The following is a 24,438-nucleotide window of genomic DNA, read 5'->3' on the forward strand; positions in this document are numbered from 1 at the left end:
TTGGGGGTCGACCAGAAATATCTGCGCATGCCGCATGCCGAAAAGGGCATGCAGGTCGGCCTGTTCGGCGGCTCGTTCAATCCGCCGCACGCTGGCCATGCGCTGGTTGCCGAGATCGCCATGCGGCGGCTGCGGCTCGACCAACTCTGGTGGATGGTCACGCCCGGCAATCCGCTGAAAAGCACGAACGAGCTCGCCCCTCTCGCAGAACGCATCCGTCTCTCTGAAGCGATCGCACGCGACCCGCGCATGAAAGTGACCGCTTTCGAGGCGAGCTATCATGTGCGCTACACCGCCGACACGCTGGCGCTGATCAAGGCGCGCAATCCGGGCGTCGATTTCGTCTGGATCATGGGGGCGGACAATCTGCGCGATTTTCACCGCTGGCAGCGCTGGCGGCAGATCGTCATGACCTTCCCGATCGCAGTCATAGACCGGCCGGGTTCGACGCTGTCCTTCCTGTCGTCGGTGGTCGCCAAGGCATTCGCCTATGCGCGTGTCGACGAATCCGCTGCGCCACGCCTGGCGCGCATGCAGGCGCCCGCCTGGACTTTTATCCATGGCCGACGCTCGCTGCTGTCCTCGACCGAAATCCGCAATGGGGCAAAGAGGCCTTAGGCCAGCTTTGCGCCAGCGCCAGGCAAACGCCGGTCCAGGGTCGCTCCGGCGAAAGGATGTCGCTTTTGCCGTGTCGCCGGGCCCACGCGACGGGCAGTCTGCGGGCATGAACCAGACTGGCGAAATGGTCGAGACCGCACTGCCGGGCGAAAACACCGCGCCGGCGATCGCCATTGCCAGCGTCGTCATCTCCATGGCCCTGATCGCCATCGGCAACGGCCTGATGTTCGCCTATATCCCGGTACGCCTTGGCGTGGCCGGACTGCCGCCGACCTGGGCGGCGATTATCGTGACCAGCCTTTCGGCCGGCGGCATCGCCGGCTGCCTGCTCACCGGCCGCATCGTGCGGCGCGTGGGCCATGCGCGCGCCTTCATGGTGATGTCGGCGTTGATCGTGCTGTCGAACGCCGCGGTCGGGGCCGGACCCTATCCGCTGGTCTGGGTCGGCGCGCGGGCGCTCTACGGCTTTGCCATCTGCGCGCTCTTCATCGTCTCGCAAAGCTGGCTCAACGATGCCATCGGCAACCATATTCGCGGACGGGTGATGGCGATCTTCTATGTCGCCTATGTGGTCGGGCTCGGCGTCGGCTCCTATTTGCTGAGCTTTGTCGACATCAACACCTCGCAGGCGCCGATGGTGGGCATCGTGTTCACCGCGCTGTCGATCCTGCCGGTCGGCATGACGCGGCTGCGCCCGCCGCCCCCGCCGGAGTCGGCATCGGTGGCCTTCCGGCGCGCCTGGCGCATTTCGCCGGTCGGCATTGCCGGCATGATGGCTGTCGGCGGCCTGTCGATGATGATCTCCGGCTTCGCGCCGATCCATGCCACGGCCAAGGGTTACAGCCAGCAGGAGGTGGCGACGCTGATGTTCGCCATGCCGCTCGGCACGCTGCTGTTCCAGATTCCCTTCGGCTGGATTTCAGACCGCACCGATCGCCGCTATGTGCTGATCGCGGCCGCGCTTCTGGTGCTGCTCGCCGGTCTTGCCGCTCACGCCGTCGACGGCGCCGCACTTGCCTTGGTGATCGTTGTCTATGTGGCCTGGAGCGGGGCGGGCGAATCCATCTACTCGATCTCCAGCGCGCATGCCAATGATCGCGCCGGCCGCGACGACCTGGTGACGCTGTCGAGCAGCATGCTGTTTGCCTGGTCGGTGTCGGGCTTCATCATACCAAGCATCGGCACGGTGCTGACCGCCGTCTACGGCACCCAGTCCTTCATGTATGTGGCGATCGTCATTGCGGTGGTTTTCGGCCTGTTCGTCATCTGGCGCGTCTTGACGAGCCGCCCGGTTGAGGCCGAAAGCATGAGCGGTTTCGCACCGATGACGGCGCAGGCGCCGTTGCCTGTCGATCTCGCTTTTGCGCCCGATGGCGACGAGCCTGTGGGCCGCTGACCGGTTCGGCTGACAGGGGACGCAATTGGCGGCTGCAAAGCCCGACAAATTCCGTTTAAAGGGGTTGAAACCGGGCGCCCAGCGACCACATTCACGACTTCAGGCTCCCAGCGGGGCCGCGTCTTGAAAGTGTCGCGCGATTCTGCCTATTTAATAGGTGTTCTGCACGTCACGCAGGACGTTCGGTTGTTCTTGTTTCGAAAGGAAAGACACTGAGAACAGCACTGAGGAAGAAGGCAAGCATCATGCCTTCGCCGGCAGGGATGAACGGACTTGAAGCCGTGTCCCGCGCCCTGGAAACAGTCCTTGCCAGTCTGGAAGACTCCAAGGCCGAAAACATCGTCCCCATCGATCTCTATGGCAAGTCGAGCCTGGCCGACCACATGGTCGTCGCCTCGGGCCGCTCGCATCGTCATGTTGCGGCGGTGGCCGACCACCTGCTCAAGGCGCTCAAGGATGCCGGCCTCGGCAATGCGCGCGTTGAAGGGCTGGAATCGGCCGACTGGGTCCTGATCGATTCGGGCGATATCATCGTCCACGTCTTCCGCCCCGAAGTCCGCGACTTCTACAATCTTGAAAAGATGTGGTTGGCGCCGGACCTTGAGGAAGAAACGGTACATTAACCACTCCGTTTCTTCGGTCAGGACAGGATGAAGATTGCCGTACATGCCGTGGGCCGGATGAAGGCCGGCCCCGACAAGGAATTGGCCGAGCGCTATTTCGACCGTTTCGCCAAGAGTGGTCCGGCAATCGGGCTTGAATTTGCCGGCGTCGTCGAGACGCCGGAGAGCCGCGCGCAGGGCGTGAACGAGCGCAAGCGCGAAGAAGCTCAGAAGCTGCAGGCGCAGTTGGCGTCGGGCGCGGCGCTAATCCTGCTCGACGAGCGCGGCAAGAACATCTCCTCCGAAGATCTGGCGGCCCGGATCGGCAGCCTGCGCGATGGCGGCCAGAAGAACCTGGTGGTCGCAATTGGCGGGCCGGACGGGCATGATGCGTCCTTGCGCGAAAGTGCTGCGCTGACGCTGTCCTTCGGCGCGCTGACCTGGCCGCACCAGCTGGTGCGCATCATGCTGGCCGAACAGCTCTATCGCATCGCTACCATTCTTTCCGGCCACCCCTATCATCGGGCCTGAGCAGGTCGATCGGCCGTTTGCCGACAATTTTTTTTTGGCTGCCGGCCCGCTCGCCCCCATCATGGTTGATTGTTCGTTAACGATGCGGCCACTAAGGTCGGCCAGAAACGTGCAGCGCGTCGGATGTCGAAGATAGCGGTCAACAAGGGAAGGTTCAGCTGGGCATGCCGCGGCATGATCGCCGCGACCGCATTTGCCCTTACCCTGTCCGCTGCCCAGGCCGAAGACCCGGTTGCGGACCCTTCCTCCGCTAGCGATACCACAGCCGCGATTGCGACCAGCCGCGCCGAGCGCCAGGCCGAATACGAGCAGGTCACGCACGAGATCGGCATCTCGGCCGAGCGCATGAACTCGCTCGCGGCCGATGTCGCCAAGGTCAAGAAGGATTATGCGAGCATCACCGCAGCCCTGATCCAGTCGGCGATGACGGAAAAGAAGCTCAGCCAGGACATCGAAGATATCACCGGGCGCCTGGAAGGGCTGAAGGAGCAGAAGGAAGGCATCCACAACTCGCTTCTTGCGCGTCGCGGCGTGCTGGCCGAGGTGCTGGGCGCGCTGCAGCGCATGGGCCTCAACCCGCCGCCGGCGATCCTGGTGAAGCCGGAGGACGCCCTGTCCTCAGTGCGCAGCGCGATCCTGCTCGGTGCGGTGGTGCCCGAACTGCGCGCCGAGACCGAAATCCTCATGGCCGACATGAAGGAGATGTCACGCGTCACCGCTTCCATCGAGGCCGAGCGGCAGAAGCTGGTGACCTCCGTCGGCGAGCAGCTCGCCGAAAAGAAGCGCCTCACTTTGCTACAGGAACAAAAGCAGCGGCTGCAGGTCGAGGCGGAGTCGGCGCTTGTCGAGGAACGGATGCGGTCGGAGGATCTGGCCGCCCGCGCGACCAGCCTCAAGGACTTGATCGCCGGTCTGGAAAAGCAGGCCGAGCAAAGCCGCCGCGAGGACGAAGCCGCCAGGCGCGACGAGGAACGTGCGCGCGCTGCCGAACTGGCCGCACTGCCGGAAGCCAACCGGTTGATGGCGGCCGCACCCTTCTCGGCGCTGCGCGGACAGATCGCCTTGCCGGTCACCGGGCGCATCACGCGACAGTTCGGTGAGAAGGACGATAGTGGCGGCGTGATGCTCGGCGACATGGTTGCGACACAATCGGGCGCCATCGTCACCGCGCCGGCCGATGGCAGTGTCTTGTATGCGGGGCCCTTTCGGTCATATGGACAACTCTTGATCCTGAACGCAGGCGACGGTTATCATGTCGTCCTGGCGGGCATGAGCAGAATCAGCGTCTCGCTGGGTCAGTCCGTCCTTGCAGGCGAACCGATCGGCGCGATGGGGGAAGCCAGGGTGGCTAGCACCTCTGCGGCTCCGAATGGAAACACTGGTCCGGAACTCTATATTGAGTTCCGCAAAGATGGAAAACCCGTCGATCCGACCCCGTGGTGGGCGGAGCGGCTTTCTGGAAGGACAGGAAATGGTACGTAAGTTGTCGCTTCTGCTTGCCGGTGCGCTCATGGGCGCCTCCGCCATGACGCTGGTCTATGGCGTTCCCGGCTCGACGGCGAATGCGGCGAGCTCCGAGACCTATCGCCAGCTGGCGATCTTCGGGGATATTTTCGAACGCGTACGCGCCCAGTATGTGACGCCGCCGGACGAAAAGGCCCTCGTCGAGAGCGCCATCAATGGCATGCTCACCTCGCTTGACCCGCATTCCTCCTACATGAACGCCGAAGCCGCCAAGGACATGCGCGTTCAGACCAAGGGCGAGTTCGGCGGCCTCGGCATCGAGGTCACCATGGAGAACGACCTCGTCAAGGTGATCACCCCGATCGACGACACGCCCGCCGCCAAGGCCGGCGTGCTGGCCGGCGATTACATTTCCAAGATCGACGGCGAAGAAGTGCGCGGCATGACGCTGAACGATGCCGTCGACAAGATGCGCGGCCTCGTCAACACGCCGATCAAGCTGACCATCCTGCGCCAGGGCGCGGACAAGCCGATCGAGCTGACGATCATGCGCGATGTCATCAAGGTCAAGGCGGTGAAGTTCCGCGCCGAGACCGATGTCGGCTACATCAAGATCACCTCGTTCACCGAAAAAACCTTCGACGACCTGCAGAACGCGATCGAGCAGATCAAGAAGCAGATCCCGGACGACAAGCTCAAGGGCTTCATCCTTGACCTGCGCCTCAATCCGGGCGGCCTGCTCGACCAGGCGGTCAGCGTGTCCGACACCTTCCTGGACAAGGGCGAGATCGTTTCGACCCGTGGCCGCGATCCGAAGGACGTGACCCGCTTTGACGCCCGCCCGGGCGACATGACCGGCGGCAAGCCGCTGATCGTGCTGATCAATGGCGGTTCGGCCAGTGCGTCGGAAATCGTTGCCGGTGCCCTGCAGGATCATCGCCGCGCCACCGTTGTGGGTACGCAGTCCTTCGGCAAGGGCTCGGTGCAGACGATCATCCCGCTCGCCGAGAACGGCGCGCTCCGGCTGACGACGGCGCTCTATTACACGCCGTCGGGCAAGTCGATCCAGGGCAAGGGCATCACGCCCGACATCAAGGTCGATCAGCCGCTGCCGGACGAGCTGAAGGGCCGCGACGTCACCCGTGGTGAATCCGACCTCAAGGGTCACATCAAGGGTGTCGACGAAAGCGACAAGGGTTCGGGTTCCTCGGCCTATGTGCCGCCGGAAGCCAAGGACGACATCCAGCTGAACTATGCGCTCGACCTGATGCGCGGCGTCAAGACCGATCCGTCCTATCCGCCGAATCCGGAAAAGGCCGTGCTCAACCAGCAGTAACGGTTGATTGCAGGCAGGCGCGGGGGCTGCCTGCAACACCCTGGGCTTCCGCCGGAAAGGTTCCGGCGGAAATTGCCGGACGAACAGCCTTGACCCCGATGAGGATGCGGCTTGTCGCCCGTGCAGAAGGATATCGATCGCCCGCTGGGCCAGGACGTCTCGAGCCGCGGCAAGCGCGGCTTTTCCGTTAGCAGCGGTTCCGTCGTCTTTGCTCTCGCCGTGGTGGCGATCGTCGGCGCCTCAAGCGCCATTGCCTTCCGTGAAAGACCCTTTCGAAAGCCGGCGGCCGTGGTGGTATCAACGCCGGAGGTGACGCAGCCGGCCAAGGTCGAGACCGTCGCCAGGGCGCCGCTGACCCAGACCCCAAGCCCGCAAGCGCCGTCGAACAGCGGCCCGTCGATTATCCATGTCACCCCGCCCGAGGACGGCGCGTCGAACAATGTCGTGGTCATCCGCGACCCCTCGGCCATGGGCCAGAACCTGCGTGTGGCGCATCTGCCCGACAAGGCGCTGGTCGAACAGAGCGACAGCGGCCCGCTGCCGGTGCGTGCCGCGGATGGAAGGCGACCGATCGACGTCTATGCGCGGCCATGGTCGGGCGCGCGTGGGGCGCGGGTGGCAATCGTCATCGGCGGGCTCGGTCTGTCACAGACCGGCACGCAGGAAGCCATCGGCAAGCTGCCCTCGGAGGTGACGCTGGCCTTTGCATCAGCCGGCAACAGCATCAGCCGCTGGATGCAGGAAAGCCGCCGCGAGGGCCACGAGATCATCATGCAGGTGCCGCTGGAGCCGTTCGATTTTCCGAACGTCAATCCCGGCCGCAACACGCTGACGGTTGCCGCATCGCAGGCGGAAAACCTGCAGAACCTGCGCTGGGCGCTGTCGCGCACCACCAACTATACCGGCGTCATGAACTATATGGGCGCGCGCTTCGTTGCCGATCAGGCGGCCATGGAGCCGGTGATGGCTGAGCTCGGCAAGCGCGGGCTGCTCTATCTCGACGACGGCTCCTCGGCCCGCAGCGTCGCGCCCGAGCTGGCGCTCAAGGACCGCGTGCCCTTCGCCGTCGCGGATTCGACCATCGACACGGTGCGCGACCGCGCGGAAATCCTGAAAAAGCTAGACCAGCTCGAAAGCATCGCACGCGCAAAAGGCATTGCCATCGGCACCGGCTCGGCATTCGGCGTCACTGTGGATGCGGTTACCGAATGGGTGGGCGAGGCCAAGCGGCGCGGTATAGAGATCGTTCCGATCTCGGCGGTCGTCACCGACCCCGAAAAAGGCTGAAGACAAATTATGACAAAGAAAATCGACCCGCAGACGCTTCCCTACCGGCCTTGCGTCGGCATCATGGTGCTGAACCGCGACGGGCTGGTGTGGGCCGGCCACCGCATCGCCGAACCCGACAGCGAAATGGCCGGCACCGACCGGCTGTGGCAGATGCCGCAGGGCGGCATCGACAAGGGCGAGGAGCCGCTGCCGGCAGCGCTGCGCGAGCTCTATGAGGAGACCGGCATGCGCAGCGTTTCGCTGCTGGCCGAGGCGCCGGGCTGGATCAACTATGACCTGCCGGCCGACAAGATCGGCATCGCGCTCAAGGGCAAGTATCGCGGCCAGACCCAAAAATGGTTCGCCTTCCGCTTCGAGGGCGATGAGAGCGAGATCGCCATCAACCCGCCGCCGGGCGGGCACAGTGCCGAGTTCGACCGCTGGGACTGGAAGCCCATGGCCGAAATGCCGGAGCTGATCGTGCCGTTCAAGCGCAAGGTCTACGAGCAGCTGGTGGCGGCGTTCCGGCACCTGGCGCCGTAGTCTTTTTTCTACCGCGGCGGCTCGGTGAGCTGCCTTTTCCGACCGAATATCGGCATAGCGCGGCCGCCAGCGGCGCGGTGGTCGGCTGCGTATGCCTTCTTGGCAGCCATCACCCTAGCTGGGCGCTTGCCTGAAGCTTTGGGTAACCCGTTGGTTGCGCTGCGGTTTTCTCCTACTTTGCCCTGCAAAACTTCTCATCGGCACGATGAGCCGCGACGTTTCGTCGCCGGCTGAGCCAATCAACTGTGCCAACTGTCTCCTTCTCGCATATTGCAGCGCAATCATTCCCGAACTATTGGTGCCGCTGAGGCATGATCCCCGAACATTTCCGGATTTTGGGGAATAATCACGCTTCAGAAGTGGGCTTGAAGCAAATTTCCGTCGTTTTGACGGGATTTTGCGCCAGCATCAGGGAATTTTCGGCGGAATGGACCAGTGTAACGCAAATAATCGCGATTTCAGGCAGACGAGCGCCGCCGAGGCGGGTGCCGTTCTGCGCATCGACCTTTCCGCCGTCCGTGAAAATTACCGTCAGCTCCAGAGCCGTCTTGGCAGCACGCGTTGCGCCGGCGTGGTGAAGGCCGATTCCTACGGGCTCGGCGCCGTGCAGGTGGCGAAGGTGCTGGCCAAGGAAGGTTGCGACACCTTTTTCGTCGCCCATGCGGGCGAGGGGCTGACGCTGCGCGCCGCGCTCGGCCAGGGCCCGGCGATCTACATCCTGAACGGTACCCCGCCCGGCGCCGAAGCCGAGACGGCAGCCGCCGGGCTGACGACGGTGGCCAACAGCCTCGAACAGCTGGCCGCATGGCGTGAGGCGGCCCGCGCTGCGGGGCGCAAGCTGCCGGTGGCGCTGCAGGTCGACAGCGGCATGTCGCGGCTCGGCATGATGCCGTCCGAAGTCGAGACGCTGGCGGCTGATGCCAGCTTGCTCGACGGCCTGGACGTTGTGCTGGTGATGAGCCATCTGGCCTGCGCCGACGAGCCGGAGAATCCGGCCAATGCCGCCCAAAAGCAGGCTTTCGACCAGCTGCGTGCCAAACTGCCGGCGGCACCCGCCTCGCTGGCCAATTCGTCGGGCATCTTCCTCGGCCCGGACTATCACTATGATCTCGCCCGGCCGGGCGCCGCGATCTACGGCATCAATCCGACGCCGGGCCACGCCAATCCGATGCGCGAGGTCATCCGCCTCGAGGCCAAGGTCATCCAGACCCGCACGCTCGATAAGGATATCGGCATCGGCTACGGCCACACTTTCCGCACCACCGGGCAGCTGCGCGCCGCCACCATTTCGCTCGGCTATGCCGATGGCTGGCACCGCCGCGCCGCAGCCGGCGCTTATTTCAACGGCGTCAGGCTTCCGTTCATCGGCCGCGTGTCGATGGACAGCATCATCATCGACATTTCGGCGCTGCCCGAAGGCGCGGTCAAGGCCGGCGACCTGGTCGAGCTGATCGGCAGTCATCAGACCGTGGACGATGTCGCCGGTCACGCCGGCACCATCGGCTACGAGGTGCTGACCGGCCTCGGCCATCGTTTCCATCGCATTTACGAAGGCGGCTGAGCGGTTCGCCGCCGTCGCACATTATCCCAGGGGAGAGTTGCAGACATGAAAGTTCTGGTGTTGGGGAGCGGGGTGGTCGGTGTCACCTCCGCCCACTACCTGGCCGAGGCCGGCCATGAGGTCGAGGTGGTCGATCGTCAGCCCGGTCCGGCGCTCGAGACCAGCTTCGGCAATGCCGGCGAGGTGTCGCCCGGCTATGCTTCGCCATGGGCCGGCCCCGGCATTCCGACCAAGGCGATCAAGTGGCTGCTGATGAAGCACGGCCCGCTGGTGGTGCGCCCCAAGCTCGATCCGTATATGTGGTCGTGGCTGTTCAAGATGCTGGGCAACTGCACCTCCTCGCGCTACGCCATCAACAAGGCTCGCATGGTGCCGGTGGCCGAATACAGCCGCGACCTCCTCAAGGAGATGCGCCAGACCATGGGCATCACCTATGACGACCGCGCCCAGGGCACGCTGCAGCTCTTCCGCGAGCAGAAGCATCTCGACGGCGTCGGTGGCGACATCGAGGTCCTGAAGCAGTTCGGCGTGCCTTACGAGGTTCTGGATCGCCAGGGCTGCATTCGCGCCGAGCCGGGCCTGGCAACGGCCGATGGCTCCTTCGCTGGCGGCCTGCGTCTGCCGAACGACGAGACCGGCGACTGCAAGATATTCACCGAAAAGCTGGCGGCACATGTCACCGAGCGTGGCGTGAAATTCCGCTTCGACACCAAGATCGACAAGATCCTGGTCGAGGGCGGACGCATCGCTGGCGTTGCGACCAGCGCCGGTGTGCTGAAGGCGGATGCCTATGTGGTGGCGCTGGGCAGCTATTCGCCCTTCCTGCTGCGGCCCCTCGGCCTGTCGGTGCCGGTCTATCCGGTCAAGGGCTATTCGATCACGGTGCCGATCACCAATGCGGATGTCGCGCCGGTCTCGACGGTCATGGACGACAGCTACAAGGTTGCCATCACCCGCCTCGGCGATCGCATCCGCGTCGGCGGCACGGCCGAGATCTCGGGCTTCGACCTCCGCCTGCACCAGAACCGCCGCGACACGCTGGAATATTCCGTCTCCAACCTGTTCCCGAAGGCAGGTTCGGTGAAGGACGCCACCTTCTGGTGCGGCCTGCGCCCGATGACGCCGGATGGTCCGCCGATCATCGGCAAGACCCGCTACAGCAACCTCTATCTCAACACCGGCCACGGCACGCTGGGCTGGACCATGTCCTGCGGCTCGGGCCGCGTGCTGGCTGACCTCATCTCCGGCCGCAAGCCCGAGATCGACGCCGCCCCGCTCAACCTCAGCCGCTACGGCTGACGAGCAGTCGCTGCGACGCCAATTCTAAAGAGGCCGCGTCCTTCGGGGTGCGGCCTCTTTGCTTTTGAGGTTTCCTATACGAACAGCGATCTTTCGCGTTCGACCGCACGCGTGATGAAGCTGGTGACGGTCTGGATGCGACGAAGCGGGCGCATGGATTCGTGGTAGACCATCCAGTAGGCGCGGCGGATCGGCTTTGCCGCCGGAACTTCAATCAGTTCGGGCACCGAGCGGGCGATGAAGCTGTGCAGCATGCCGATGCCGGCGCCGGCCCGCACCGCCTCCACCTGGCCCAGGCTGGAGGAGATGGCAAAGGCAGCGTCCCAGCTGGGGCTGAATTCGGCGGCATAGTCGAGCGAGGGGCTGACGACGAGGTCGGGCACGTAACCGACCAGCCTATGCGTGGAGAGTTCGGCGATTGTCTTCGGCATGCCGGCCTCGGCGACATAGGCGCGCGAGGCAAAAAGGCCGAGCGTGTAGTCGACCAGCTTGCTGGCGACGAGCCGGCCTTCGGTCGGCCGTTCCACGGTAATCGCGATATCGGCCTCGCGCCGCGACAGCGAGAAGGAGCGCGGCACCGGCACCAGCTGGATCTTCAATTCGCGATGCTGCGCGGTGAGTTCGCCCAGCCGCGGCGCCAGGAAATTCACGCCGATGCCATCCGGCGCGCCGATGCGCACGGTGCCCGAAATATCGTCGCCATCGCCGGCGATTTCCGCCCGGGCCGCTATCATGTCCGCTTCCATGCGCTCGGCGATGTTGAGGAAGCGTTCGCCGGCCGGCGTCAGCTCGCTGCCGGTGGTGAGCCGCCGGAACAGTTTTGTCTTCAGCGCCTCTTCCAGCGCCGCGATGCGGCGCGAGACGGTGGCGTGGTTCAGCTCGAGCCGGCGCGCCGCGCCGAGGATCTGTCCGGCACGGGCCACGGCGAGAAAGATGCGCACGTCGTCCCAGTTCATGCGGGCAAGCGTACTATGCACAAAACGATATTCAAGCGCGCAGCGTGCTTTATTTTTTGCACAACGGTTGCTTTCCGGCTCGCGTTGCAAAGCGGTGCACAAAGCGGGACAATGTACTCACCGAAATCTAGGGAGAAACAGGATGATCGAATACGGTCATTTCATTGGCGGCAAGCGCGTCGCCGGAACCAGCGGGCGCAAGCAGAACGTGATGCAGCCGATGGACGGCTCGGTGCGTGGCACCGTGGCGCTCGCCTCGCCGGCGGAGCTGCGCCTTGCCGTGGAAAACGCCAAGGCCGCGCAGCCGGCCTGGGCCGCCACCAACCCGCAGCGCCGCGTGCGCGTGCTGATGAAGTTCCTCGAGCTGGTGCACAAGGAATATGACGAGCTGGCCGACATCCTGGCGCGCGAGCACGGCAAGACCATCGCCGACGCCAAGGGCGACATCCAGCGCGGCCTGGAAGTGGTCGAGGTCTGCATCGGCGCCCCGCACATGATGAAGGGCGAGTTTACCGACAATGCCGGCCCCGGCATCGACACCTATTCGATGCGTCAGCCACTCGGCGTCGTCGCCGGCATCACCCCGTTCAACTTCCCGGCCATGATCCCGCTGTGGAAGATCGCCCCGGCGATTGCCGCCGGCAACGCCTTCATCCTGAAGCCGTCGGAGCGCGATCCGGGCGTGCCGCTGCGCATCGCCGAGCTGTTCATCGAAGCCGGCCTGCCGGCGGGCGTGCTCAACGTCGTCAACGGCGACAAGGATGTGGTCGACGCCATCCTCGACGATCACGACATCAAGGCCGTGGGCTTCGTCGGCTCGACGCCGATCGCGCAGTACATCTATGCGCGCGGCTGCGCCAACGGCAAGCGCGTGCAGTGCTTCGGCGGCGCCAAGAACCACATGATCATCATGCCCGACGCGGACATGGACCAGACCGTCGACGCGCTGATCGGCGCCGGCTACGGCTCGGCCGGCGAGCGCTGCATGGCGATCTCGGTTGCGATTCCGGTCGGTCACGAGACCGCCGACCGTCTGATGGAAAAGCTCATCCCGCGCGTCGAGAGCCTGAAGGTCGGCCCCTCGACCGATTCCTCCGCCGACTTCGGCCCGGTCGTCACCCGCGAGGCGCTGGAGCGCATCAAGGGCTATGTCGACACCGGCGTGCAGGAAGGCGCCAAGCTCGTCGTCGATGGCCGCGGCTTCAAGATGCAGGGCTACGAAGACGGCTTCTACATGGGCGGCTGCCTGTTCGACCATGTGACGCCGGAAATGCGCATCTACAAGGAAGAGATCTTTGGTCCCGTCCTCTCCGTCGTTCGCGCGCCGACCTATGAGAACGCGCTCAAGCTCGTCAACGACCACGAGATGGGCAACGGCACGGCCATCTTCACCCGTGACGGCGACGCGGCCCGCGATTTCGCATCCCGCGTGCAGGTCGGCATGGTCGGCGTGAACGTGCCGATCCCGGTGCCGATCGCTTACTACACCTTCGGCGGCTGGAAGGCTTCGTCCTTCGGCGACCTCAACCAGCATGGCGCGGACGCGTTCCGCTTCTACACCAAGACCAAGACGGTCACCTCGCGCTGGCCGTCGGGCATCAAGGATGGCGCGGAGTTCATCATCCCGACGATGAACTGAGCCGACATCAATCGGTGAAACAAAACGGGCGCCCAATGGGCGCCCGTTTCACATTTCCGCCTCGGACACGGGCAGGAGGGACGGCAAGGCGCGACGCGGTTACCGCATCGCCGCCGCCTGCGCATGCAGGCGTAAAAGTGCCACCAGCCGGTCGGCCTCGGTGGCGGCAGCGTCCTCGTCGCGCGCGAGAATGGCGCGGATGAGGGCGACATGGTTGCCGGCCGCCTCTGCCAGCCCCGTGCCGCTCCGGAAGCGGAACCAGAAGCGGCGGCCGTGGGTCTGCAGCGGCGCCACCAGCCGTGCGGCGAACTGGTTGTCGGCAGCCAGCGCCATCACTTCGTCCAGCGACTTGTCGGCATCCAGATAGCCCAGCACATCGTTGCTCAGCACCGCATCGTGCATGGCGATGGCGGTGGCCTGGAAGCGCGGGGCGAGATCGGGCGTGACGAAGCGCGCGGCCGAGCGGGCCAAAATCACCTCCACGCCGCGCCGCGCATCGAGCACGCGCAGCCAGTCGGCGGCATGCAGCGGCGTGATCTCAAGACCCGTGCGCGCGCGCACCAGGATTAGCCCTTCCCAGGCCAGCCGCTGGATCGCTTCCCGCACCGGCGTGCGGCCGAGGCGCAGCTTCTCGATCAGCGCGCGCTCGGTGGTGACACTGCCGGGAGCCAGCTCCAGCGTGACGATCATTTTTTCGAGCGCGCGATGGGCCTTCGCGCTGACCGATTCAGCTGTGTCCCTGCGGTCGGTTTCGATCTCAGCAGTGTTCAAGATATGCGCGTTCCGGTTGATGGCCGGTTGATATATCAACTGGCGTACCCGATAAAAAGCAGGAATTTCAGCTAGATATATCCGTGATATATCAGGTCGCGCCTAGTGGGTTGCTTAGCCAGGACGGCTCCGCTGGCGACCGAGCCCGTCCAGCCCACGCTTCAGGTTGCCCTGGTGACGCGCTAGCTCTCGTTCCCAACGCACTGTTCTGCCGCCATGCCGCTGGGGTCGGCCTGTGCGTCCGCAGCGTGGCCGAGCTTAGGATATTAGACGTCCGCCTAATATTTCACGCTCCGGGGCGATGCTAAGGAAGCGCGGTAGTTCGTGCCGAAGCTCGATGCTGCGGGCGGCGACGATGCCCTCCTGCCGACGATCGGGTGGGCTTCGGCGATCGACCTTTCGTCAACTTCGGTGCAGCGTTTCTGGGGAGAACAAAAACATGGCTGAACAAATCCTCGCCAGCATAAGGCAGAGACCGGGGGCGAGCGGCCAAGCCGGCTATCGTTCCGCGGATCGGCGTCCGGGCACGAACGACGGTGTCTGCCTACGGATTCGTGGTGGCCTAACGGAGGAGAAGGGGCTGCAGCATTGCGGAAACGAGCTGTCGCATTTTGCGCAATAAGCTGTCGCGAAATGAGTTTGCTGCGCACGATTTTGCGATATAATGAAAAACTGACTCAAAATTCTGCAAGGACATTGCGTTAGGCCAATGCTAGCTTCCGCGATAGTCCAGCGAGCTCGTTCGAAGAAATGGCAGCGTGGGCGCGTGGTTGAAGTCTCCCGTCCGGTCAAAAGAATTGACGTTACAATCCGGACTCGAGACGATACCACTAGGGGAAATACCAACAAACGGAATGCGTCCATAAGGCGACATTCCAGGGGAGCCGCTTATACATGGAATATTTCATCCAGCAGCTTATCAACGGGCTGACGCTGGGATCGATCTATGGCCTGATTGCTATCGGCTATACGATGGTCTACGGCATTATCGGCATGATCAACTTCGCCCATGGCGATATCTTCATGGTCGGTGCTTTCACCGCGCTGATAGTGTTCCTCATCCTGGTAGGCCTGTTCTACTCGGTGCCGGTGGTCGTCGCCCTGCTGATCATGATGATCGTGGCGATGCTGCTCACCAGCCTCTACAACTGGACCATCGAAAAGGTCGCCTATCGGCCCTTGCGCGGCTCCTTCCGGCTTGCCCCGTTGATTACCGCCATCGGCATGTCGATTGCGCTGTCCAACTTCGTGCAGGTCACCCAGGGCCCGCGCAACAAGCCGATCCCGCCAATGGTCAGCCAGGTCTACACGATCGACGGCATCAGCATATCGCTGAAGCAGATCATCATCGTGGTGGTCACAAGCGCGCTGCTGGTCATCTTCTGGTATCTGGTCAACAAGACCTCGCTCGGCCGCGCGCAGCGCGCCTGTGAGCAGGACCGCAAGATGGCCGCGCTGCTCGGCATCGATGTCGACCGCACCATTTCCATCACCTTCATCATGGGCGCCAGCCTTGCCGCCGTCGCCGGCACGCTGTTCCTGATGTATTACGGCGTCGTGGTCTTCTCCGATGGCTTCGTGCCGGGCGTCAAGGCGTTCACGGCGGCAGTCCTGGGCGGCATCGGCTCGCTCCCGGGTGCTGTGATCGGCGGCCTGCTGATCGGCTTCATCGAGTCGATGTGGTCGGCCTATTTCTCCATCGACTACAAGGACGTTGCCGCGTTCTCCATCTTGGCGATCGTGCTGATCTTCCTGCCCTCCGGCATCCTGGGCCGGCCTGAAGTGGAAAAGGTCTAGGATCATGGCTGAAGCTGTTTCCGCGAGCCGGGCCGAGAAAATCGAGAGCCCGTTCCCGAATGCCATTCGTCAGGCCATCTATGCCGGCCTGGTGTCCTTCGGTCTCTTCGTCTTGCTGATCGGTCTCAGGACCGACCAGAACATTCACAATGAGCTGATCCTGGTCCAGCGTTGGGGGCTGCTTGCGATCGTGGTGGGCATCACCATGGCCGGCCGCTTCCTTTTCGTGGCCTTCGCGCAGCCGGCGCTTGCACGGCGCAAGGCCGAAAAGAGCCGCACGGCGCACGTCGAGGTCGAGAAGGGTTTTGTCCGCCGCAACTTCAATTCCATCGCCATCGCGCTACTGTTCATCTATCCGGTGGTGATGGTCCTGGCCTTCGGTTTCCAGGGCTCGCTCAAGTGGGTCGACAATTTCGGCATCCAGATCCTGATCTACGTTATGCTGGCCTGGGGGTTGAACATCGTCGTCGGCCTCGCCGGCCTGCTCGACCTCGGTTACGTCGCCTTCTACGCGGTGGGCGCCTATGCCTACGCGCTGCTTGGCACGCATTTCGGCTGGTCGTTCTGGATCCTGCTGCCGGTGGCCGGCATCATGTCGGCCTTTTGGGGCGTCATCCTCGGTTTCCCGGTGCTGCGCCTGCGCGGCGACTATCTGGCGATCGTCACGCTTGCCTTCGGTGAGATCATCCGCCTGGTGCTGATCAACTGGCGCGACGTGACCAACGGCTCGGCCGGCGTCTCCGGCATTCCCAAGGTCAGCTTCTTCGGCTTGATATCGTTCAACGTCAGCGACCCGAACTACATCGCCAAGGTGCTGAACATCGCTCAGTCGGGCGCCTACTATAAGATCTTCCTCTACTACCTGATCCTGCTGCTCGCGCTGCTCACCGCATTCGTCACCATCCGGCTGCGCCGCATGCCGCTCGGTCGCGCGTGGGAAGCACTGCGCGAGGACGAGATCGCCTGCCGCTCGCTCGGCATCAACACCACCACCACCAAGCTCACCGCCTTTGCCACGGGCGCCATGTTCGGCGGCTTCGCCGGCTCCTTCTTCGCGGCGCGGCAAGGCTTCGTCAGCCCCGAATCCTTCGTCTTCCTGGAATCGGCTATGATCCTGGCCATCGTGGTGCTCGGCGGCATGGGCTCGCTCCCTGGCATCGCGGTTGCGGCCGTGGTGATGATCGGCGGCACCGAGATGCTGCGCGAAATGGAGTTCCTGAAATACATTTTCGGACCCGATTTCACGCCTGAGCTCTACCGCATGCTGCTGTTCGGCCTGGCGATGGTGCTCGTGATGCTGTGGAAGCCACGCGGCTTCGTCGGCAGTCGAGAACCCACCGCATTCCTGCATAAACGAAAAGCCGTCTCGGCCTCCTTCACCAAGGAAGGGCACGGCTGATGCTTACAGGACCCAACATGGACAAGCCGATCCTTTCGGTAGAGCATCTTTCGATGAAGTTCGGCGGCCTGGTCGCCATTGGCGACCTGTCCTTCCAGGCCAGGCGCGGCGAGATCACCGCGCTCATCGGCCCGAACGGCGCAGGCAAGACCACCGTCTTCAACTGCATTACCGGCTTCTACAAGCCGTCTGAAGGCATGATCAAAATGAACGGGCGTGGCGGCCAGGAATTCCTGCTCGAGCGCATGCCCGACTTCCGCATCACGGCGCACGCCAAGGTGGCGCGTACCTTCCAGAACATCCGCCTTTTCTCGGGCATGACCCTGCTCGAGAACCTGCTGGTGGCGCAGCACAACAAGCTGATGCACGCATCCGGCTTCACCGTGCTCGGCCTGCTGGGCATCGGCGGATACCGCAAGGCCTCCGCGGAGTCGATCGACCTGGCCAAGCACTGGCTGGAGAAGATCGATCTCATCCACCGGGCGGACGACCCGGCCGGCGACCTGCCCTATGGTGCGCAGCGGCGTCTCGAGATCGCGCGGGCCATGTGCACCGACCCCGAGCTTTTGTGCCTCGATGAACCGGCCGCCGGCCTCAATCCGAAGGAGTCGCTGCATCTCAACCAGCTGCTCAACGACATCAAGGAGAACACCGGCACCTCGATCCTGCTGATCGAGCACGACATGTCGGTGGTGATGAAGATCTCCGACCATGTTGTGGTGCTGGAATATGGCCGCAAGATCTCCGACGGGAGCCCGGACTTGGTCAAGCACGATCCACGCGTCATCGCCGCCTATCTCGGCGTCGACGACGAGGAGGTGGTCGACGTGCTCACGGCGGTCGGAGACGAACAGGTGATCGAGGAACTCGATGCCGAGCCGGATCCGGAACATGGGCCGTCGGCATCGTCTTCGATGATGGCCGGGCCTATCAGCGATACGATTGCCCACGCCGATGAAGACGAGATCGTCAAAGTATCTCCCGGTGCCTCCAAAGCGCTCGAATATGACGAAGTGCAGGCCTTGAGCACGCGGACCGCCAAGCCCGCGGCAAAGCCTGCCGCCGGCAAGGCGCGAGCCAAGCCGGCAGGTAAGCCGAAGGGCGGGAGGAAATGATGGTGGGTAAATCTCTGCTCCAGGTCGAAGGCGTCGAGACCTATTACGGCAACATCCGCGCGCTGGCGGGCGTCAACGTCTCGGTCAATGAAGGCGAGATCGTCGCCCTCATCGGCGCCAACGGCGCCGGCAAGTCCACGCTGATGATGACCATCTTCGGAAATCCGCGCGCCCGCACCGGCAAGATCACCTTCGGCGGCACGGACATCACGAACCTGCCGACCCATGAGATCGCCCGGCTGCGCATCGCGCAGTCGCCGGAAGGGCGGCGTATATTCCCGCGCATGACGGTGCTGGAAAACCTTCAGATGGGCGCCAGCCTCGACAATCTGAAGTATTTCGACGAGGACGTGGAAAAGGTCTTTGAGCTCTTCCCGCGCCTTAAAGAACGCATCACCCAGCGCGGCGGCACGCTGTCGGGCGGCGAGCAACAGATGCTGTCGATCGCGCGTGCGCTGATGGCGCGGCCCAAGCTCCTGTTGCTCGACGAGCCGTCGCTAGGCTTGGCGCCGCTGATCGTCAAGCAGATCTTCGACGCCATCCGCACGCTCAACAAGACGCAAGGGCTGACGGTCTTCCTGGTCGAGCAGAACGCTTTCGGCGCGCTCCGTCTCGCCGACCGCGGCTATGTGATGGTCAACGGCAGCGTGACGATGAGCGGATCGGGTAAGCAGCTGCTTGCCGATCCGGAAGTGCGTGCGGCTTATCTCGAAGGCGGCCGGCACTAACCTGCCGACGCCAAGCCGGGCCATGTGCCGAGGCACATGGCCGAAGAGGAAGGAACAGGGTCGCAAAGGCCCGCCCGGAGGAAATGAAATGCAAGGCGTTCTGTATGAGGAAGCCTCGATCTGGCAGTTCTTGTTGGTGACCTGCCTGCTCGGCGGCTGGGCGGCCTGGATGACGGGCAAGGCCTGCGCGCAGACCTGGCGCAGTTACCCAAGCCTGGTGCTCTATTTGCTGCTGCTCGGTGTAGGCGTGCGCTTTATTCATCATGCTCTTTTCGAGGGCACGATGTTCTCGCTGCACTACTATGTCATCGACACCGCCGTCCTCGTCATTCTGGGGTCGCTCGGGTTCCGATACACGCGCACCAACCAGATGGTGACACAATACAACTGGCTCTACGAAAGAGCTTCCTTGTTGAGCTGGAAGCCAAAGGCGTAAGCCCAAATGAATAGCGCCGCTTCAACTTCGAATCGGCGTGACAATAGCCGGAAAATCGGCAAACTATCTTTCTGCGATAGGGGTGGGCATCGCATGAAAGCATCATCCTCGCCTGCCCATCTAATGGGAGTGTCTCAATGAAAAAATCACTGTTGTCCGCAGTTGCGCTGACTGCGATGATGGCCTTTAGCGGCAGCGCGTGGGCGGATGTTATGATGGGTGTCGCCGGCCCGATCACCGGTCCGAACGCCGCTTTTGGTGCCCAGCTCCAGAAGGGTGCCGAGCAGGCCGCTGCCGACATCAACGCTGCTGGCGGCATCAATGGCGAAAAGATCAAGATCTCCGTCGGCGACGACGTCTCCGACCCGAAGCAGGGCATCTCGGTCGCCAACAAGTTCGTCGCTGATGGCGTCAAGTTCGTCGTCGGCCACTTCAACTCGGGCGTTTCGATCCCGGCTTCGGAAGTCTATGCCGAAAACGGCATTCTCGAAGTGACGCCGGCTGCGACCAACCCGGTCTTCACCGAACGCGGTCTGTGGAACACCTTCCGCACCTGCGGCCGCGACGACCAGCAGGGCCAGGTTGCCGGCGCCTACATCGCCAACCACTTCCCCGACGCAAAGGTCGCCGTCATCCACGACAAGACGCCTTATGGTCAGGGCCTTGCCGACGAGACCAAGAAGGCTCTGAACGCGGCCGGCAAGAAGGAAGTCATGTACGAAGGCATCAATGTCGGCGACAAGGACTTCTCGGCTCTGATCGCCAAGATGAAGGAAGCCGGCGTTACCATGATCTACTGGGGCGGCTTGCACACCGAAGCCGGTCTGATCATCCGCCAGTCGGCTGACCAGGGCCTGAAGGCTCCGCTGTTCTCGGGCGATGGCATCGTGTCGAACGAACTCGCCTCGATCGCGGGTGACGCCGTTGCCGGCACCTACAACACCTTCGGTCCGGATCCGCGCAACAACCCGAACGCGAAGGACGTGGTGGAGAAGTTCCGTGCCTCTGGCTTCGAGCCGGAAGCCTACACGCTCTACTCCTACGCTGCCACGCAGGTGATTGCGCAGGCTGCGGCTGCTGCCGGCTCCAACGACCCGCAGGAAGTCGCCAAGGCGATCAAGGCGAAGGGCCCGTTCAAGACGGTTCTGGGCGAGCTGTCCTTCAACGACAAGGGCGACCGTACGGACGCCGACTATGTCGTCTACCAGTGGAAGAAGGGCGACGACGGCAAGTACAACTACTTCCAGATCAACTAACGGTCGACCGGAAGTTCTTGGCTCAAGGAAATGCCCGGCGCGCTTGCGCCGGGCATTTTTGTTTGTCGGCAACGATGTCTCGGACCGATAAAACACTGTCGCGATTTGTGTTTGCACTGCAGCATTTCCAGGGTTAATGACGACGGGCGACCTTCCTCTCCTAACGTAAGCGAGACCGTCCTTGCCCATCAGCAAAATCCTCGTCGCCAACCGTTCCGAAATCGCTATCCGCGTGTTTCGCGCCGCCAATGAGCTGGGGCTCAAAACCGTGGCGATCTGGGCCGAGGAGGACAAATATTCGCTGCATCGGTTCAAAGCCGACGAATCCTACCAGGTCGGCCGCGGCCCGCATCTGACCCGCGACCTCGGGCCGATCGAAAGCTACCTGTCGATCGACGAGGTGCTGCGCGTTGCCAGGCTCTCGGGCGCCGATGCCATCCATCCGGGCTACGGGCTGTTGTCCGAAAGCCCCGAATTCGCCGAAGCCTGCGCCGCGGCCGGCATCACCTTCATCGGCCCCAAGCCCGAGACCATGCGGCGGCTGGGCAACAAGGTGGCCGCCCGCAATCTCGCCATCGAGGTCGGCGTGCCGGTGGTGCCCGCCACCGAACCGCTGCCGGACGACATCGAAGAGGTCAAGAAGCTGGCGGCAGGGATCGGCTATCCGGTCATGCTCAAGGCGTCGTGGGGCGGCGGCGGACGCGGCATGCGCGCCATCCGCTCCGAGGCCGAGCTTGCCCGCGAGGTGATGGAAGGCAAGCGCGAGGCCAAGGCCGCCTTCGGCAAGGACGAGGTCTATCTCGAAAAGCTGATCGAGCGCGCCCGCCATGTCGAGGTGCAGGTGCTGGGTGATACGCACGGCAATGCCGTGCACCTGTTCGAGCGCGACTGCTCCATCCAGCGCCGCAACCAGAAGGTGGTCGAGCGCGCGCCAGCGCCGTATCTCGGCGACGCGCTGCGCCAGGAACTGTGCGGTTATGCGCTGCAGCTCGCCAGGGAGACCAGCTATATCGGCGCCGGCACGGTCGAGTTCCTGCAGGATGCCGACACCGGCAAGTTCTACTTCATCGAGGTCAATCCGCGCATCCAGGTCGAGCACACCGTCACCGAGGAGGTGACCGGCATCGACATCGTCAAGGCGCAGATCCACATCCTCGACGGCTTTGCCATCGGCACGCCGGAGTCGGGCGTGCCGGCACAGGCCGACATCCGGCTGAACGGCCATGCCCTGCAGTGCCGCATCACCACGGAAGACCCGGAGCACAATTTCATCCCCGACTATGGCCGCATCACCGCCTATCGCGGCGCGACCGGCTTCGGCATTCGGCTCGACGGCGGCACCGCCTATTCCGGCGCGGTGATCACGCGCTTCTATGATCCGCTGCTCGAGAAGGTGACCGCCTGGGCGCCGACGCCCGGCGAGGCGATCGCGCGCATGCACCGCGCCTTGCGTGAGTTCCGCATTCGTGGCGTTGCGACCAATCTCACCTTCCTCGAAGCCATCATCACGCACCCGGCCTTCCAGGCGAACGCGTACACGACGAAGTTCATCGACACGACGCCGGAGCTGTTTGCCCAGGTGAAGCGGCAGGACCGCGCCACCAAGCTGCTCAATTATCTCGCCGACGTGACGGTCAACGGCCATCCCGAAACGCGCGGCCGCGCGCAGCCCGATCCGGAGGCAGCCGCGCCGGTCATTCCTTGGTTCACCGGGCCTGTGCCGAATGGCAGCAAGCAGCGTTTCGATGCGCTGGGCCCGCAGAAATTCGCCGCCTGGATGCGCGAGCAGAAAGAGGTGCTCGTCACCGACACCACGATGCGCGACGCGCACCAGTCGCTCTTGGCGACGCGCGTGCGCACCTATGACATCGCCCGCATCGCCGGCACCTATGCGCGGGCCTTGCCGCAGCTTCTGTCACTCGAATGCTGGGGCGGGGCGACCTTTGACGTGGCCATGCGCTTCCTGACCGAAGATCCGTGGGAGCGCCTGTCGCGCGTGCGGGAGGCCGCGCCCAACATCCTGCTGCAGATGCTGCTGCGCGGCGCCAATGGCGTCGGCTACACCAACTATCCCGACAATGTCGTGAAGCATTTCGTCAAGCAGGCAGCCGCCGGCGGCATCGACCTGTTCCGCGTCTTCGACTGCCTGAACTGGGTCGAGAACATGCGCGTCGCCATGGACGCGGTGGTGGCCGAGGGCAAGCTCTGCGAAGCGGCGATCTGCTACACCGGCGACATCCTCGATCCGGCGCGGGCCAAGTACGACCTGAAATACTATGTCGGTCTCGCCAAGGAACTGGAGGCGGCCGGCGCGCATATCATCGCGGTCAAGGACATGGCCGGCCTGCTGAAGCCGGGTGCGGCGCGCGTGCTGTTCAAGGCGCTGCGCGAGGCGACCGACCTGCCGATCCATTTCCACACCCACGACACGTCGGGCCTGTCGGCCGCCACCGTGCTGGCCGCGGTGGAAAGCGGCGTCGACGCGGTCGATGCGGCGATGGACGCGTTTTCCGGCAACACCTCGCAGCCCTGTCTCGGTTCCATCGTCGAGGCGCTGAAGGGCGATGCGCGCGACCCGGGCCTCGACACGGAATGGATCCGCCGCATCTCGTTCTACTGGGAGGCGGTGCGCAACCAGTATGCGGCCTTCGAAAGCGACCTCAAGGGTCCGGCCTCGGAGGTCTATCTGCACGAGATGCCGGGCGGCCAGTTCACCAATCTCAAGGAGCAGGCGCGTTCGCTCGGCCTCGAGACCCGCTGGCATGAAGTTGCGCAGGCCTATCACGACGTGAACCTGATGTTCGGCGACATCGTCAAAGTCACGCCGTCGTCCAAGGTGGTCGGCGACATGGCGCTGATGATGGTGAGCCAGGATCTCACCGTCGCCGATGTCGAGAACCCGGACAAGGACATCGCCTTCCCCGATTCGGTGGTGTCGATGCTGCGCGGCGATCTCGGTCAGTCGCCGGGCGGCTGGCCGGCGGCGCTGCAGAAGAAGGCGCTGAAGGGCGAAAAGCCGATCACCGTCCGCCCCGGCTCGCTCTTGAAGCCCGCCGACCTCAAGGCAAACCGCAAGGAGATCGAGGACAAACTCGGCCGCGCGCTGAGCGAATTCGAATTCGCCTCCTGGCTCATGTATCCGAAGGTGTTTTCGGACTTTGCCGCCGCGCAGGAAACCTATGGCCCGGTCAGCGTGCTGCCGACGCTGACTTACTTCTACGGCATGGAGCCGGAGGATGAGGTTTTCGTCGACATCGAGAAGGGCAAGACGCTGGTGATCCGCTGCCTGGCCGTCGGCGATGTCGACGACAAGGGCATGGTGACCGTGTTCTTCGAGCTCAACGGCCAGCCGCGCCGCGTCAAGGTGCCGGACCGCGCGCATGGCGCCTCGGCCGCGAAGGCGCGCCGCAAGGCCGAGCCGGGCAACGACGCGCATGTCGGCGCGCCGATGCCGGGCGTGGTTTCCACGCTTGCCGTCGCCGCCGGCCAGGCGGTGAAGGCCGGCGACGTGCTGTTGTCCATCGAAGCGATGAAAATGGAGACGGCGCTGCACGCCGAGCGCGACGGCATCATTGCCGAGGTGCTGGTCAGGGCCGGCGACCAGATCGACGCCAAGGACCTTCTGGTGGTGTTCGCATAGCGATGTCATCGAAATCCGGGCCGGCCGTTTCGAGGCCGGTTCGGAGAGGCGCTACACTTTGCCAGGGGGACAGCTTGGCAGG

At 63.8% G+C, this 24,438-nt stretch carries 21 protein-coding genes; 19 read left to right on the plus strand and 2 right to left on the minus strand.

Annotation, left to right across the window (positions count from 1 at the left end):
* The first annotated feature begins 27 nt into the window (after positions 1-27).
* The 10 genes from C7I85_RS16645 to C7I85_RS16690 all read left to right on the plus strand — a co-directional run bounded on the left by C7I85_RS16645 (position 28) and on the right by C7I85_RS16690 (position 10,619).
* Positions 28-618, plus strand: a complete 591-nt coding sequence (locus C7I85_RS16645) for a nicotinate-nucleotide adenylyltransferase (RefSeq protein WP_106725347.1) — start codon at positions 28-30, stop codon at positions 616-618.
* A gap of 106 nt (positions 619-724) precedes the next feature.
* Complete coding sequence (locus tag C7I85_RS16650; protein ID WP_106725134.1) at positions 725-2,014, plus strand: MFS transporter; 1,290 nt, start codon at positions 725-727, stop codon at positions 2,012-2,014.
* A gap of 245 nt (positions 2,015-2,259) precedes the next feature.
* On the plus strand, positions 2,260-2,637 hold the full coding sequence (gene rsfS / locus C7I85_RS16655; protein WP_106725135.1) for a ribosome silencing factor: 378 nt from the start codon (positions 2,260-2,262) through the stop codon (positions 2,635-2,637).
* Between the two features lie 27 nt (positions 2,638-2,664).
* Complete coding sequence (gene rlmH, locus C7I85_RS16660) at positions 2,665-3,147, plus strand: 23S rRNA (pseudouridine(1915)-N(3))-methyltransferase RlmH (protein WP_106725136.1); 483 nt, start codon at positions 2,665-2,667, stop codon at positions 3,145-3,147.
* Between the two features lie 123 nt (positions 3,148-3,270).
* Positions 3,271-4,629, plus strand: coding sequence for a murein hydrolase activator EnvC family protein (locus C7I85_RS16665; RefSeq protein WP_106725137.1), 1,359 nt, complete (start codon positions 3,271-3,273; stop codon positions 4,627-4,629).
* Positions 4,619-5,947, plus strand: coding sequence for a S41 family peptidase (locus C7I85_RS16670; RefSeq protein WP_106725138.1), 1,329 nt, complete (start codon positions 4,619-4,621; stop codon positions 5,945-5,947). Before C7I85_RS16665 ends, C7I85_RS16670 begins: the two co-directional genes overlap by 11 nt.
* A 111-nt stretch (positions 5,948-6,058) precedes the next feature.
* Positions 6,059-7,234 (plus strand): divergent polysaccharide deacetylase family protein, encoded by a 1,176-nt coding sequence (locus C7I85_RS16675; protein WP_106725139.1) that lies wholly within the window; start codon positions 6,059-6,061, stop codon positions 7,232-7,234.
* Positions 7,235-7,243: 9 nt separating this feature from the next.
* Entirely contained in the window at positions 7,244-7,759 is a 516-nt protein-coding gene (locus C7I85_RS16680; protein WP_106725140.1) for an RNA pyrophosphohydrolase, read from the plus strand.
* Between the two features lie 427 nt (positions 7,760-8,186).
* Positions 8,187-9,320: an alanine racemase gene (gene alr, locus C7I85_RS16685; protein ID WP_106725141.1), complete on the plus strand. Its 1,134-nt coding sequence runs from the start codon at positions 8,187-8,189 to the stop codon at positions 9,318-9,320.
* A gap of 45 nt (positions 9,321-9,365) precedes the next feature.
* Complete coding sequence (locus C7I85_RS16690; RefSeq protein WP_106725142.1) at positions 9,366-10,619, plus strand: D-amino acid dehydrogenase; 1,254 nt, start codon at positions 9,366-9,368, stop codon at positions 10,617-10,619.
* 74 nt (positions 10,620-10,693) lie between these two features.
* On the opposite strand, the gene C7I85_RS16695 is transcribed toward C7I85_RS16690, so the two are convergent.
* Positions 10,694-11,575 (minus strand): LysR family transcriptional regulator, encoded by an 882-nt coding sequence (locus C7I85_RS16695; RefSeq protein ID WP_106725143.1) that lies wholly within the window; start codon positions 11,573-11,575, stop codon positions 10,694-10,696.
* Positions 11,576-11,717: 142 nt separating this feature from the next.
* Between C7I85_RS16695 and C7I85_RS16700 the strand changes: the two genes are divergently transcribed.
* Positions 11,718-13,214 carry a CoA-acylating methylmalonate-semialdehyde dehydrogenase gene (locus C7I85_RS16700; protein WP_106725144.1) on the plus strand — a complete coding sequence of 499 codons (1,497 nt, stop codon included), beginning with the start codon at positions 11,718-11,720 and terminating at the stop codon, positions 13,212-13,214.
* A 99-nt stretch (positions 13,215-13,313) separates the two neighbouring features.
* On the opposite strand, the gene C7I85_RS16705 is transcribed toward C7I85_RS16700, so the two are convergent.
* The gene (locus C7I85_RS16705; protein WP_106725348.1) at positions 13,314-13,985 is read right to left on the minus strand and encodes a GntR family transcriptional regulator; all 672 of its coding nucleotides are present in this window, start codon (positions 13,983-13,985) and stop codon (positions 13,314-13,316) included.
* Positions 13,986-14,309: 324 nt separating this feature from the next.
* Between C7I85_RS16705 and C7I85_RS32030 the strand changes: the two genes are divergently transcribed.
* The 8 genes from C7I85_RS32030 to pyc all read left to right on the plus strand — a co-directional run bounded on the left by C7I85_RS32030 (position 14,310) and on the right by pyc (position 24,356).
* Positions 14,310-14,432 (plus strand): hypothetical protein, encoded by a 123-nt coding sequence (locus tag C7I85_RS32030; protein WP_280954383.1) that lies wholly within the window; start codon positions 14,310-14,312, stop codon positions 14,430-14,432.
* A 447-nt stretch (positions 14,433-14,879) separates the two neighbouring features.
* The gene (locus C7I85_RS16715) at positions 14,880-15,782 is read left to right on the plus strand and encodes a branched-chain amino acid ABC transporter permease (RefSeq protein WP_106725146.1); all 903 of its coding nucleotides are present in this window, start codon (positions 14,880-14,882) and stop codon (positions 15,780-15,782) included.
* A gap of 4 nt (positions 15,783-15,786) precedes the next feature.
* Positions 15,787-17,181, plus strand: a complete 1,395-nt coding sequence (livM, locus tag C7I85_RS16720) for a high-affinity branched-chain amino acid ABC transporter permease LivM (RefSeq protein ID WP_106725147.1) — start codon at positions 15,787-15,789, stop codon at positions 17,179-17,181.
* Positions 17,181-18,296: an ABC transporter ATP-binding protein gene (locus C7I85_RS16725; RefSeq protein ID WP_106725148.1), complete on the plus strand. Its 1,116-nt coding sequence runs from the start codon at positions 17,181-17,183 to the stop codon at positions 18,294-18,296. The genes livM and C7I85_RS16725 overlap by 1 nt, the downstream gene beginning before the upstream one ends.
* Positions 18,296-19,024 carry an ABC transporter ATP-binding protein gene (locus C7I85_RS16730; protein ID WP_106725149.1) on the plus strand — a complete coding sequence of 243 codons (729 nt, stop codon included), beginning with the start codon at positions 18,296-18,298 and terminating at the stop codon, positions 19,022-19,024. Before C7I85_RS16725 ends, C7I85_RS16730 begins: the two co-directional genes overlap by 1 nt.
* 88 nt (positions 19,025-19,112) lie before the next feature.
* On the plus strand, positions 19,113-19,460 hold the full coding sequence (locus C7I85_RS16735) for a DUF6867 family protein (protein ID WP_106725150.1): 348 nt from the start codon (positions 19,113-19,115) through the stop codon (positions 19,458-19,460).
* Between the two features lie 137 nt (positions 19,461-19,597).
* A complete protein-coding gene (locus tag C7I85_RS16740; RefSeq protein ID WP_106725151.1) occupies positions 19,598-20,716 on the plus strand; it encodes a branched-chain amino acid ABC transporter substrate-binding protein in 1,119 nt (372 codons plus the stop codon).
* Between the two features lie 181 nt (positions 20,717-20,897).
* Positions 20,898-24,356, plus strand: coding sequence for a pyruvate carboxylase (gene pyc / locus C7I85_RS16745; RefSeq protein ID WP_106725152.1), 3,459 nt, complete (start codon positions 20,898-20,900; stop codon positions 24,354-24,356).
* The last annotated feature ends 82 nt before the right edge of the window (positions 24,357-24,438 follow it).

Origin of the sequence: Pseudaminobacter soli (ex Li et al. 2025), from assembly GCF_003012705.1 — a bacterium.
In the GTDB taxonomy this organism is placed as follows: Bacteria; Pseudomonadota; Alphaproteobacteria; order Rhizobiales; family Rhizobiaceae; genus Pseudaminobacter; species Pseudaminobacter soli.